At 56.5% G+C, this 12,421-nt stretch carries 10 protein-coding genes; 2 read left to right on the top strand and 8 right to left on the bottom strand.

Annotated elements, in window-relative coordinates; translation table 11 throughout:
* Positions 1-19 precede the first annotated feature (19 nt).
* From NYE74_RS31475 to NYE74_RS31450, 6 genes are all read right to left on the bottom strand, one after another.
* On the bottom strand, positions 20-1,708 hold the full coding sequence (locus NYE74_RS31475; protein ID WP_036625120.1) for a hypothetical protein: 1,689 nt from the start codon (positions 1,706-1,708) through the stop codon (positions 20-22).
* Positions 1,709-1,787: 79 nt separating this feature from the next.
* Positions 1,788-2,729, bottom strand: a complete 942-nt coding sequence (locus tag NYE74_RS31470) for an ABC transporter permease (RefSeq protein ID WP_051985648.1) — start codon at positions 2,727-2,729, stop codon at positions 1,788-1,790.
* Positions 2,716-3,654 carry an ABC transporter ATP-binding protein gene (locus NYE74_RS31465; protein WP_036625123.1) on the bottom strand — a complete coding sequence of 313 codons (939 nt, stop codon included), beginning with the start codon at positions 3,652-3,654 and terminating at the stop codon, positions 2,716-2,718. The genes NYE74_RS31470 and NYE74_RS31465 overlap by 14 nt, the downstream gene beginning before the upstream one ends.
* The gene (locus tag NYE74_RS31460) at positions 3,651-6,032 is read right to left on the bottom strand and encodes a DUF7408 domain-containing protein (RefSeq protein ID WP_278739353.1); all 2,382 of its coding nucleotides are present in this window, start codon (positions 6,030-6,032) and stop codon (positions 3,651-3,653) included. The genes NYE74_RS31465 and NYE74_RS31460 overlap by 4 nt, the downstream gene beginning before the upstream one ends.
* 150 nt (positions 6,033-6,182) lie before the next feature.
* Positions 6,183-7,082 (bottom strand): formyltetrahydrofolate deformylase, encoded by a 900-nt coding sequence (gene purU, locus NYE74_RS31455; RefSeq protein ID WP_036625129.1) that lies wholly within the window; start codon positions 7,080-7,082, stop codon positions 6,183-6,185.
* 38 nt (positions 7,083-7,120) lie between these two features.
* Positions 7,121-8,236, bottom strand: coding sequence for a deoxyribonuclease IV (locus tag NYE74_RS31450; protein ID WP_036625132.1), 1,116 nt, complete (start codon positions 8,234-8,236; stop codon positions 7,121-7,123).
* Positions 8,237-8,392: 156 nt separating this feature from the next.
* On the opposite strand from NYE74_RS31450, the gene NYE74_RS31445 reads away from it, so the two are divergent.
* On the top strand, positions 8,393-8,860 hold the full coding sequence (locus NYE74_RS31445) for a DUF2621 domain-containing protein (protein ID WP_036625135.1): 468 nt from the start codon (positions 8,393-8,395) through the stop codon (positions 8,858-8,860).
* 75 nt (positions 8,861-8,935) lie between these two features.
* Complete coding sequence (locus NYE74_RS31440) at positions 8,936-9,880, top strand: TIGR01777 family oxidoreductase (RefSeq protein ID WP_036625136.1); 945 nt, start codon at positions 8,936-8,938, stop codon at positions 9,878-9,880.
* 387 nt (positions 9,881-10,267) lie between these two features.
* Here the strand turns inward: NYE74_RS31440 and NYE74_RS31435 are convergent, their stop codons facing one another.
* Together NYE74_RS31435 and NYE74_RS31430 are read right to left on the bottom strand one after the other, a co-directional pair.
* Positions 10,268-11,302, bottom strand: a complete 1,035-nt coding sequence (locus NYE74_RS31435; RefSeq protein WP_316560863.1) for a FecCD family ABC transporter permease — start codon at positions 11,300-11,302, stop codon at positions 10,268-10,270.
* Positions 11,299-12,348 (bottom strand): FecCD family ABC transporter permease, encoded by a 1,050-nt coding sequence (locus NYE74_RS31430; protein WP_155620547.1) that lies wholly within the window; start codon positions 12,346-12,348, stop codon positions 11,299-11,301. The genes NYE74_RS31435 and NYE74_RS31430 overlap by 4 nt, the downstream gene beginning before the upstream one ends.
* Positions 12,349-12,421: the final 73 nt, after the last annotated feature.

The following is a 12,421-nucleotide window of genomic DNA, read 5'->3' as shown; positions in this document are numbered from 1 at the left end:
CTCGTTTACGCTCCTTCGCCTACGAACCCGGATCGATTTCGATAAAATAGTTCTCCACCAGGCTCTGCAGACTTTGCGGCAAATCGCCGCGCTTTAGCGACTCCTTGGCTTCGGCCGCATAATCGCTGTAAACCTCTTCATACGGACGGCTAACCCCGTCAAATACTGGGGAGGTGCCCCCTCTCTGGACGCTGCCGCCGGTTGCCGGTCCGCCGTCTTGCTTGACGTTGCCGTTGCCGCTGCCGGCCAGGTCGCGCGGCGTAGTCACCAACGCCCGGCCTCCGCTGCCTAGTCCAGCTCCGGCCCCATTTCCGCCGCCCTGGCCCTGGCCCGCTCCCGCGCCGCCGCCTCCGCTGCCGGAACCCGAGCCTGAGCCCGAACCGGCTCCAGCACCCGGTCCCGTCCCGGCAGCGCCTCCCGCCCCGGAACCTTGGCCTGCTCCGGGCCCGGAATCTGCGGCCGGGCCCTCTTGGCCCATGCCAGGGCCGCCGCCTGCGGCCAGCTGTTCGGCGCTGCCGCCCATGCTCCACGTGTCCGATACGGCCAGGCCCGACGCTTGCATATTTTCCGCCAGGCCGAGCCCCTGCTCGGCAAGGGCCGATGCCAGGGCCGCCGCGGCGTCCGCCTGCCCGGACGATGCCTCCACAGCCCGCATGTTTTGCAGCATAACCTCGTTTAAGTTCGCCAGCGCTTGATCCGTGGATAGCTGCTGACCTTCCTTCACCGCAGCGGCGGCTTTTTTCAGCGCATCCGCCAGTTCCTTCGCCCGCTCGTTATCGGGCGGCGCCGCTTCGGCGATCCGCTTCAGCTTATCGGCAAGCTCCTCCCGTTCCTGCTCCGTCAAGCCGGACAACTGCTTGCGAAAAGCCTCAGCTTGCTTGGTCAACTCCGCTGTGCTTTTGTCCCGTAAAGCGTTGGCCAGCTTTCCCGTCAGCGGATGAGCGTCCCACCGCTTGAGCCACTCCGTCCTTGCCTGCTGCCGGAGCTCCAGCTTTTCGGACATTTCCCTCAACCGCTTCATCGTTTCCTCCACGTTTTTGAGCGCCTCTCCCGGCTTACGGCTCGTCTCCAGCGCCCGGCGCAACTCGCTCAGCTCTTTAGCAAGGGCTTCCTTCGCCTTCATATCCAGCTTCAGGCGGTCCAGTTCGGCAATCTGCCCGTTCGTCTCTTCCTTCTGCGCATTGATCCATGCCCGCTCCTCTCGCGCCTGGGCGACCCGCTGATCCATCGGATTCGGCAGGATAGCCAGCAGCAAAGCGGCCAGAAGGCCAAGCACGGCGGGAATCCGCCATACGCGGCGGCGCGGCAGCGGCAGGCGTTGCTTGATATCCCGTACAAAGGCCGCGCCGTATTCTTCGGCCTGCTCCCGCTCGAGCTGCGCCGGAAACGTCTGCAGCTTCGCGTAGGCCAATGCCGTCGTCATCAGGTCCAGCCGCTCTTGCCCGGCCTCGGGACGATCCATCGTCTGCGCCGCCAAAATGACGGATACCCGGCGGAGCCGTCCCCACACCCAGCCTCCGGCAGTGCACAAAATGAGGCTGGCCGCGGCCGCGATTTTTCCGTATTCAAGCGGCCACAGCCTCCCCGCCGCAAGCCAGACAAGAGCGGCCGCCAAACCGGTCAGCAGGCCGTATCTGAGCCCGTCCAGCCCCCGAAACCGCCGGATGCGGCGGCGCACAACATCAAGCTGACGATAGATTGTCTCCACGCGCCAGGTCCCCTCCGTTTCGCGTTTTTTTGTACTATGGCGTTCGTACCCGATGATCCCGTGCTCTCGACCCTGCCGTCTACTCTTCCGTCTTGGTCTTGGTCATCGTCCCCGGTTCGGTTGTCTCGATCGCGCGGCTTTTTATTCTTCTTCTCACCGGGCGAACATGACGGATGGCCAGCCACAGAAACAGCGCGATCAACGGGCTGTAAACCCCCAGAAATTGCTGCCACAGTTCAACCGGCGCGCCGGACTGCATATTGCCTCCCCGGACCAGGAACACGGATTCGGAAAAAGACGGCTCAAATAGGCTGATCAACGCTCCCGCGGGATTTAACCCCAGGATGAAGCCTACCCATGAATAGGAGCGTGGAGGCCCCCCCGAACTGTAGTAGCTCGCCTGCTCGATCCCCATCGCAATGATATAGACAATGCCCGTCACCAGAAAAATGATCAAGCCCGTGCCGTAAGTCATGATGACCGATACGATCGTTTTTTTGAACAAAGTGGAATAAAACACCCCGATCGAACCCAACAGCAGCATGACAAACAGATAGAACAAAAAGACGAGCGCCAGTTGCTTCGGCGAGAGTCCCCCGTATAAAAAAACGATGCTGTACACCGGCAAAGTCGCCAGAATAACAAGCGTCATGAAGCTTAAGGAAGACAGGAGCTTGCTCAAAATAATCGTTGCGGAGCTCTGCTGCGTGGTAAGCAGCATGTTCAGCGTCTGCTTCTCCCGTTCGCCGCTGATCACCCCGGCCGTCAAGGCGGGGGTCATGAACGCGATCAGTACCAGTTGGCCGATGCTGAGCACGTAAAAGATGATCCGGCTGACGCCGGGATCCAACCGTCCGCCGGCGCTAAACCCTTTAGATGTCGTCATATAAATGATGGCCATCGCCAGCAGCCCCGTCACCAGAATATAGGCAAACACGATAAACGCCGAACGGGGTGTTCGCATCCGGAGACGAAACTCTTTGTCCAGCACGGGATTGATCAGCCTTCTACGCCAGTTCATCGCTTGCCCCTCCTTTGGTAATCTCCAAAAATACATCTTCCAGGTTGGTCTGCGCTTCGTTAAAGGACAGCACCTGGAACCCCAAAGAGATCATGCGGCCCAGCAGTTGCGCCTGCTCCGCGTCCCCGCCTCCGAAATGAACATGCACGCCGGTTTCATCCTGCAGCACCTCGCTGACATGCATCTCATCCTGCAGCAGCCCGGCCAATTCATCGGCCCGGTCGAGCACGCGGATATGCAGCACTCTTTTAACGCGCAGACGATTCTGTATTTCCGCCACCTTGCCCTGAGCAATCAGCCTGCCCCGCTCGATCACACCGATTTCGTCGACCATCTCGGCCAGCTCCGGCAAAATATGCGAGGAGATAATGATCGTTTTGCCCATCAGCTTCAATTCCTTCAAGATCTCCCGCATTTCAATCCGCGCCCTGGGGTCAAGCCCGGAGGCCGGTTCGTCCAAAATAAGCACATCGGGATCATGCACAAGGCAGCGGGCCAGGCAAAGGCGCTGCTTCATCCCGCGCGACAGGCTGTCCACGTATGCGTCTTTTTTGTCGCTCAGGTTCACCAGCTCCAATAGCTGCGGAATCAAGGCGTTGCGCTCAGCGCGGGGAATTCCGTAGCTGGCCCCGTAAAAGTGCAGGTACTCCGTCGTTTTGAACTGATCGTAAACCCCGAAGAAATCCGGCATATAGCCGATTCTTTTCCGCACTTCCTGCGGTTGTTCGGTAACTTCGAAGCCGCCTACTTTAGCCGTGCCAGACGTCGGCAGCAGCAGCGTGGCCAAAATCGACATCGTCGTCGTTTTCCCGGCCCCGTTCGGACCGACAAACCCGAACACCGTCCCTTTGGCGATGGACAGGTTCACCGCTTTCAGCGCCTCGAAGCTGCCGTAGGTTTTCGTCAGATTTTTGATCTCGATCATTCGCTGTACCTCCCTTGCAGGGAAAGTTCCGGTATATCAAAGCTCGTCCATTCCTCGGCCGTGATGCGGATCCGCAAGTTAGTTCCGTTTTGCAAATATTGATTTGCTTGATCCGCAAATTTAACTTCGCCATTCTTCCAATTCAGCTCTCTCCAGGCTTCTTTCTCCGCGTTCCAAATCGCCGCCGTCGTCCTGCTCCCCTTATCCTGCTGACGAATGGCTATCGACAGCTGTGAATAGGCCGGATTCGGCGCCGCCGGCAGCCGGTACTCGATCTGCATTTCTCCGGGAGCCATATTGACTCTGCCGCTGCCTTCCTCGCTCCATTGGCTTGAAGTTACGTTCAAAACCCGTCCTGCCGCAAAACCGTACGGCAAATACATTTCCCCATTCTGGCCAAGAGCCGGTTCGAACGGCTGCACCCACATGTTCAATTGGTCGGATTTTACGCTCTTTCCGTTCACCTTGTAGTCGCTTAGCTGTTCTTTGCTCCAGGCGATAAACAGATACTTGTCCTGTTCAAAAAGAACGTTCAAATAGCTGTTCACAAGTCCTCTTTGCCGCTCCAGCAGCATATTGTCCTGCCGGGTGCTGCTGCCGTTATAAGGGAATAAATTCCCCCCGTAATCATCATAGGGAACCGTCATCGAACTGGGCGCAATCGGAACGGATTGCTGCTTCGGCAGCTCTCCCAGCAGAAACACTTTTTTGCCCACAATCAGCGCGGCATCGCTCAAATCCGCATCCGTGCGGTTCGTTACGGTGCCTTGCAGCCTGCCTTGTCCGTCGAATCCGGCTTCAACGCTGACCGCTCCGAATTCCCTGTCTTCCGGCTGATCCATCCACAGCTTGGCGAAGGAACGGTGGGTCATGCCCTTGAGCTTCACCGTCGTACGATCCGCCTGCACCCGGATGGACTGCCGGTTCGGCTCCTGATGCTGTCCGCCGGCGAGCAGACCGTCCTCCCGCTTCACCGACACGTACGTGCCGGCGGGCAATTCTACATGGTAATCTCCGCCTCTCGGGACGAACATAGCCGAGGCCGTCGTTCGTTCGGCCCGTCCTTTTCCGTCCAGCTCCATAATATTGAAGGTATGTGTCTGAACCGACGACCCTCCGGAGGTCCCGGCCATATAAATGCCGCCGCTCGCCGCAACGGCAATGAGCGGAATCAGTACCCAAGACCACTCCCGCTTGTCCAGCTTTTTAAGTATGTAATACAGTAAAGGCGCAACGAGCACCGCATAACCCAACAGCAGCCATATTAATAGTGAGAAAGGCGGTAGGGTCACGGACGGAAAATAATCAAGCAGGCCGTCGATTCCCGAAAACAGTTCGCTTTTACTGCCTTCCGGCTTGCCGGTGCCGCTCGTTAGATCAAGCTGCAGGACCGAAGACCAGACCCCGGGATGTCCGCTCCAGGCATGAAGCGGTTCCATCGCAACATCATAAGCCGCATAAATGACCTTACCTTGCCCCACGGACCAAGACGCGATGAGCGGCTCGGAATCAAACTGTGCGATGGCCGCGGCCCCTTCCTTCAGCTTAGCCGCGGAAACGGGGAAAGAACGATCCAGGGATAGCTTTTTCCCGCCCAGTTTTTCAAGCTCAGGCAGCTCGGATACACTCGTATTGCCGGCGTAATCGACCGGAGACAGGTCCTCGAAGCCTTTCGCGCTTTTGGGATAACCGCCTCCGCCGCTGAGGATAAGCGTGCCGCCCTTATGAACCCAGGAACGAATGGCCCCGGTTCGCCCCTTGCCAAGCGTATCGGCGGAGTAATCGTTAATAAGCAGCACATCCAGCGAAGACAGCAGCGTACCGTCCTCGGGCACCTGCTCCTTGTCTAAAGGAACGACGGTCACGTTTCCGCCCGAACCGTTAAGCGTCCTTAGAAAGTTCAAGCTGTCCGGATCGGCGGCCAGGGTCCCGACCAGCGTTCCGTTCTTGGGGATCGTCTCCAAATAGGAGCTGCCCGCAGCAAACGGGATCATTTTCCCCGATTCCGCCGTTCCTTCGTAAAAACGAATCGAATTGTTATATTGGTCGAAACGGTTTCCAAGCACCGCAAAGGTAACTTTTTTCGGCGAGCCGGCCGGCAAATCCACCGCCTGGATATGGGTTGTACTCTCCCCGGTATACGGAATCTGCGCCTCAACAACCAGTTCCCCGCTTATGTCGGCACTACTCGTAAGGGTAATGGTAAGCGGATTCCATTCGCCCAGCTTGACAGTACCGTTAAACCCAAGTTCGCTCTCTATGGTGATGGACGGCTTGTCCGCCGCTCGGGCCGGCTGCGGAACCGCATAAACGATCCCCGCCAGCAGCGCCGCACAGAGCACGATCAGCGGTACGATCCGTTTTGCTTGAAACAACACCTGACACTCTCCTCCCCAATGATCGATAAATTTGGAAACTATCGTCTTTTATAATAACGTTAATTGGCTGAAAAGGTTACCCTATGTCAAAATAAAAAACGCCGGCACAGCGTGTAGAGTTGCTGCACAGACGTTTATTTACCTTGTTTTTTAGTTGAACACGACGGTCTTGTTCTGATGTACCAGGATGCGGTCCTCAATATGCCATTTGACGGCCCGGGCCAATACGACGCGTTCGATCGTCCGCCCGATGCGCTTGAGTTCGCTGACATTGTCGCGGTGCGTGACGCGCTGCACGTCCTGCTCGATGATCGGGCCGCCGTCCAGTTCCTCCGTCACGTAGTGGGCCGTGGCGCCGATCAGCTTCACGCCGCGCTCGTAGGCTTGGGCGTACGGCTTGCCGCCGACGAAAGCCGGCAGGAAGGAATGGTGGATGTTGATCAGGCGGTTGCGGTACGGCTCGATCAAGGCCGGGGACACGATTTGCATATATCTCGCCAGCACGATCAAGTCGACTTTGCCGCCGACGATCTCCAGCTGTTTTTGCTCGGCTTCGCGCTTTGTTTCCGGCGTCACCGGGATATGATAATACGGAATGCCGAAGGATTCCACGTACTCTTTCATGTCCGGATGATTGCTGACGACCATGGAAATTTCGGCGTCCAGATCGCCGGCCTGCCACTGCCAGAGCAGTTCCACCAGACAGTGGTCCTCCTTGGACACGAAAATCGCCAGCTTCTTTTTGCGGCTGAGCTGATAAATATTCCACTGCATGCCGAACTGCCCGGCGATGGCGGCAAAATCCCGCTCCAGCCCGGCGATCCGCCCAGCGAGATTTTCCAGATCAAACTCTATCCGCATAAAAAACATGCCGCCCTCGGGATCCATCGTATACTGGTCCGATTGCACGATGTTCGCCCCGTGCTCATGCAGGAAGCGGGACACCGCCGCCACGATCCCCGGTCCGTCCGGACAGGAAATCAGCATCCGGGCCCGGTTGCTTTCATAAGGTTTCACCGGCCGCCGGCCTGAGTGAATATGCGTTTCCATTGCTCTCCAATCCCCTTGCTCCTAATGATTTATGTCGATTATTTGTGCGCGCTCGCAAACCATGCGACCAGACGCTGGTTGATCTGTTCCTCCGATTGGTCCGGGAACAGGCCCGCTTCGATGACCATATCGAACAGGCGCTCCATAGGTTCGCGCGGATCGGCCTTTTTCGCTTTGGCATCGTTTTTCAGCACCGTCCAGGTGTCCAGCACAAAGCTGCGCGGATGAATTTCCTGTTTGCCGAAAAAGTCCCCCAAACGCTCTACGTCGGTCAGGAACGCGTCACCGAACCGCATCGCCGTATCGCCCCGCAGCAGCGCGATTTCCACCTCATACATCGGACGCTGCGTTTTCGCATCCTTGCCGACCCATGGCGTCTCCAGAATAAACGGCCGTCCCTGCAGCGCCTCATGGTGCACGACCCGGTGGATCGCCTCGAACCCGATCCAGCCTGAACCGATCGGCGTATGCCGGTCTTTTTGCGCGCCGGCCGGATTTTTGCTGTCGTTGATATGCACGACCTCAATCCGGTTCAGTCCGATCGTTTGATCGAATTTGTGCAGAACGCCGTCCAAATCGTTAACGATGTCATATCCGGCATCATGAATATGGCATGTATCCAGACAAATCGTCAAACGTTCGTTATGCTGCACCTTGTCGATGATTTGCGCAATTTCTTCGAAGCTGCGCCCCACTTCCGTCCCTTTGCCGGCCATCGTTTCCAGGGCAATATGCACTTCGGTCTCGTTCGTGCCGTTCAACACTTCATTTAGGCCTTCCGCAATCCGGTTCACGCCATACTCGGCATCCTTGTCCGTAAAAGCGCCGGGATGAAGCACGATATTGCGCACGCCCAGCGCGTGGGTGCGGCGGATCTCCTCCTGCAAAAAATCAACGGCAAGCTGATAAGTGTTCGACTTATATGAACCTAAGTTGATGATGTACGGCGCGTGAACGACGATTTCGCCGATCCCGGCCTGCTCCATCGCCTTTTTGCCTTCTTCAATGTACATCGTATCGATGGGCTTGCGCCGAGTGTTTTGCGGAGCCCCGGTGTATATCATGAACGAACTGGAGCCGTAGGATTCCGCCTCGGCCGTTGCGCTCAGCAGGCCTTTGTCCGAGAACGAAACATGGGAACCGATTTTAAGCATGAACATTTTCCCCCTTTTGGACAGTAAATCGCTAAACAAGCCTATTTTAGCTTGAATGCTGAAATAAATAAAGAAATAAGGTATAATTTCAATTTGAAGTATATTGTAACGTAAAACGCGCAGAAAATCTAAACAAGCGCCTGAGGTGATGAATCAATGCTGCAAATGGGGGTTCAACTATTAACGGCGGAAGGGCCCAATCGCTGGTTTATGAACGGGATTGCGTTTTGGGGATTTGTGCTGCTCGGCATGATGACGATCGGCGGATTTTTCATGTTCCGCAAATTTTTAAAGGTGCTCCCCAAAGCGGACGGCATGTCCAAGCTGGACTGGCAAAATCATTGGGTCGAGAAAAGCCGCCATCTGTGGACCGCCGAAAGTAAAGCCTTTCTCGATCAGCTCGTTGAGCCCGTGCCCGGACCGTTCCGGGACATCGCCAAACATTCCATCGCGGCGGAAATCGGCAAAATCGCCCTTGAGGAAAAAGCTCCCGCGGTCACCCGCGATCACTGCATCAAAGGGTATATCGTAGCCACGCCAAAACGCGACAATAAATTTCTGGTCCGGTTTCTGGAACAGAACCAGATCGATTACCAGCCATACCGGCATCTGTTAAATAAATAATCGCAACGCGAAAAACATCCGGCACATGAATTAGCTATTCAGACAGCCGGATGTTTCTTATAAGGAGGCGTAAGGATGAAGATCGCGGTTTTCGGCGGCACGGGTTTTATCGGCCGGGCCTTAACCGCTTATTGGCTTGAGCGGGGGCACCAAGTGCTTATCGTCAGCCGTGAAAAAGGCGGCGGCAATCCTATGCAGTCAAAGCCCGATGATCAGGCCGCCTTACACCCATCCCTCCCCAGCTATGTCACCTGGAGTGAGCTCGAAAAGGACGTCTCTCCGCTCGAAGGAACGGACGCCTTCGTCAATCTGGCGGGGACAACGCTCAACACGCGCTGGTCCGAGCGCAATAAACGGCGGATTTTGGAGTCCAGATTAACTGCGACGAGGATGATCGCACGTTTCGCGCGGGCGCTCCCCCACCCGCCGGAAGTGATTCTGCAAGCTTCGGCCGTGGGAATTTACGGCACCTCCTTAACCAAGGAGTTTGACGAGTTTTCCCCGCTCGCCCCGGAGCGTGCCGATTTTTTGTCCGAGGTTACCACTGCCTGGGAGGCCGCCGCGGACAAAGGGTTTTCCGGGCAACGTCTGGTCAAGCTGCGCATCGGCGTGGTGCTGGGCAATGACGGGGGCGCTTATCCGCTTATGCGCCTTCCCTGCTTGCTGGGGGCCGGCGGACCCATTGGAAGCGGACGGCAGTGGGTGCCGTGGATTCACCTCAAGGATATCGTTTCGCTATTCGATTACGTCCTGACCCATCCGGACATCCGCGGCCCGGTAAACGCCGTCAGCCCGAATCCGGTAACGAATGAACAATTCGGCCGGATTTTATGCCGCGTCTACCGGCGCCCGTTTTGGCTCCCGCTGCCGTCCGCAATGCTCAAAACGCTGCTCGGCGAGCGGTCGATGCTCCTGTTGGAGGGGCAAAAGGCGCTCCCCGCAGCGGCTTTGCGCGCCGGGTTCACCTTTGCTTATCCCGAACTGGAACAAGCGGCCGCTCACTTGCACGATGAAAAATAAAGGCAGCAAAGCCCGGAATCCGATGATTCGGAGATTCCGGGCTTTTTTAGGAGCGAATTGCCCGCGTTTTTGTGGAGGTCGGTCGCGGAAATAGCGGTAAAAAAGGTCCTTATCTTCAGCAAGAAAAGGATTTAAATAGAAATAGAGGAGTTTTTTACTCCTATTTTTAGAAGATGAGGGTAATAAGGCGCCTTATCTAAGCATGTTCCCCAAATAAGGCCAAAAAGTTCCGCTATTTTAGGGCACGAGGGGGGAAATCTCAAAATAGCGCCACAAATTACCTCTATCTCAGAGAAGAAGCTTCCCATCCCCATACCATACTTTCCTGTACGCCTAAAATATCGATTTGCGCATCCCGCTCCCTCTCAAATCAGACCTTTTCTTCAGCTATACTCTCGACTTTGAAAGCAAATACAGGAAGTAAGGAGCCCCGATCACCGCAACGACGATACCGGTCGGAATTTCATAAGGCTGAAACACCCAGCGTCCCAGCGTGTCGCCGACGATAACGAGCAACCCCCCGGCCAGCGCGGAGGCCGGAAGCAAATACTCGTGTTTCGGCCCGACCAATCTTCTCGCCAAATGCGGCGCAATAAGGCCGACGAACGAGATGCCGCCCCCGACGGCGACGCAGGAGCCGGTTAGCCCGACTGCGGCGGCCAGCAGGCCGAACCGCGAGCGCTCCAGCGGCGCGCCCAGCCCCGTCGCCGTTTGGTCTCCCAAGTTCATTACGTTTAGCGCGCGCGCTTTTGTAAATACATAAGGTATCAAAACAACGATCCACGGAATCAAGGCAAGCACGAATTTCCAAGACGTCCCCCAAATATTCCCTACCAGCCAAATTTGCAGGTTTTGAAAATTTTCCGGCCGCAGGCGCAATTGCAATACGATCATCGCGGCGTTAATTCCCGCCGCAACCGCAATGCCGACCAGCACCATACGAATGGGAAGCAACCCGTAATTTTTCTTGAACGACAATACGTAAATAAGCGCAGCCGCCAACGCCGATCCCAAAAACGCCAGCAAAGGCATCAAAAACACGGGGGCATCGGAAGTCGTCGGATAAAACGAAATAAACAAAGTGACGGCGAGCCCTGCCCCGGCATTAATCCCCAGCACGCCGGGATCGGCCAACGGGTTGCGCGAAATTCCTTGAAAAATGCAGCCGGCAACCGCCATTCCCATGCCGATTAGGACGGAATTGACGATCCGCGGCAGGCGGAATTGGAATAAGGCCAGTTCCTGTTTATCCGTCCCCATGCCGAACAGCGTTTTGAACACGTCAACCGGAGAGAGACGAAAATAGCCGGTATTCATGCTAAAAATGAACACGCCGACGATCAGCAAAGCAAAAATGATCATAACGATATACGCTCTGCGGGATCTTTGCTGCAGATGCAGCGGATAATTCCCCTTGTTCATTCCAATCCCCCCTTCTGCTTCATAGCCAGATAGAGGAAGAAAGGAACCCCGATCACGGCGATCAACGCCCCGATCGGCGTCTCATGCGGAGGATGGACCATCCGCGCCAAAATATCGGCAAACACCAACAACAAACCGCCTAGGAGCGCGGAGGAAGGAATCACCCACCGATAGTCGACGCCCACCAGAAACCGGGCGACGTGAGGAATCATCAAACCGACGAAACCGATCGCCCCAACGATCGACACGGCGCTGCCGGCAAGGACGAGCACGATGAGCATCCCGGCGATTTTGATCGTTCCCGTTTTTTGACCCAGCCCTGTGGCTACCTCTTCCCCGAGGCTGAGCAGCGTAATGGATTTGGACAGGAGCACAGCGGCGATAAGCCCGGCACCGATCCAAGGCGACACCATTTTAATCTGCAGCCAGGTGGAGCCGGAAATAGCCCCTGCATACCAGAACGCAAGGTCTTGTCCTATCCTGAAATAAAGCGCGATCCCTTCGCTGATGGCGGTCAGCAGCATGCTGACCGCGGCCCCGGCCAAGGTAAGCCGGACGGGCGACAAGCCGCCTTTGGACAGGGAACCGACGCCGAACACCAGTCCGGCTCCCAGTCCGGCTCCAATGAATGAATAGAACATCATCACCAAAAACGGCGTCCCCGGCAGCAACGCAAAACAGACGGCCAGCGCCAAACCGGCCCCCGCATTAAGTCCGAGCAAACCGGAATCGGCCATCGGATTCCGCGTCATGCCCTGCATTATAGCCCCCGCTACGGCGAGCGCCGCTCCGATCAAGGCGGCCGCAAGCGCCCTCGGCAGACGCAGCTCCATAATGATTTGATGCTGCGTCAGTTCCGGCTGAAAATGAAATACCGCGTTCCAAACCGTTCCCAGTCCGATGTCCGCGGCTCCGACCGAAATCGAAAGGCAAACGGCAAAAACTAGCAGCGCCGCTCCGCCAATGAGTACAATTGTTGCCGCAAGCGGGCGAGAGCGGAATTGCGGCTTGGAAGATTGTGTGACTGCCGACATATGCTGAACCATCCCTTAAACAAAATTTATTGCCTATGCAACCGATGAAACCCGTTAAGTCACGTAATTGAGAATCATTCTCGTT

Source organism: Paenibacillus sp. FSL P4-0127 (assembly GCF_038007325.1).
GTDB lineage: Bacteria > Bacillota > Bacilli > Paenibacillales > Paenibacillaceae > Fontibacillus > Fontibacillus macerans.
The sequence above is the reverse complement of the archived record's forward strand: the minus strand, read 5'-3'. Positions and strand labels throughout refer to the sequence as shown.

What these genes read in the sequence shown, in the direction of transcription:
- NYE74_RS31470 (WP_051985648.1), bottom strand. Translation starts at nt 2,729, where the DNA reads ATGAACTGGCGTAGAAGGCTGATCAATCCCGTGCTGGACAAAGAGTTT.
- NYE74_RS31465 (WP_036625123.1), bottom strand. Translation starts at nt 3,654, where the DNA reads ATGATCGAGATCAAAAATCTGACGAAAACCTACGGCAGCTTCGAGGCG.
- purU (WP_036625129.1), bottom strand. Translation starts at nt 7,082, where the DNA reads ATGGAAACGCATATTCACTCAGGCCGGCGGCCGGTGAAACCTTATGAA.
- NYE74_RS31450 (WP_036625132.1), bottom strand. Translation starts at nt 8,236, where the DNA reads ATGCTTAAAATCGGTTCCCATGTTTCGTTCTCGGACAAAGGCCTGCTG.
- NYE74_RS31445 (WP_036625135.1), top strand. Translation starts at nt 8,393, where the DNA reads ATGCTGCAAATGGGGGTTCAACTATTAACGGCGGAAGGGCCCAATCGC.
- NYE74_RS31440 (WP_036625136.1), top strand. Translation starts at nt 8,936, where the DNA reads ATGAAGATCGCGGTTTTCGGCGGCACGGGTTTTATCGGCCGGGCCTTA.
- NYE74_RS31435 (WP_316560863.1), bottom strand. Translation starts at nt 11,302, where the DNA reads ATGAACAAGGGGAATTATCCGCTGCATCTGCAGCAAAGATCCCGCAGA.
- NYE74_RS31430 (WP_155620547.1), bottom strand. Translation starts at nt 12,348, where the DNA reads ATGGTTCAGCATATGTCGGCAGTCACACAATCTTCCAAGCCGCAATTC.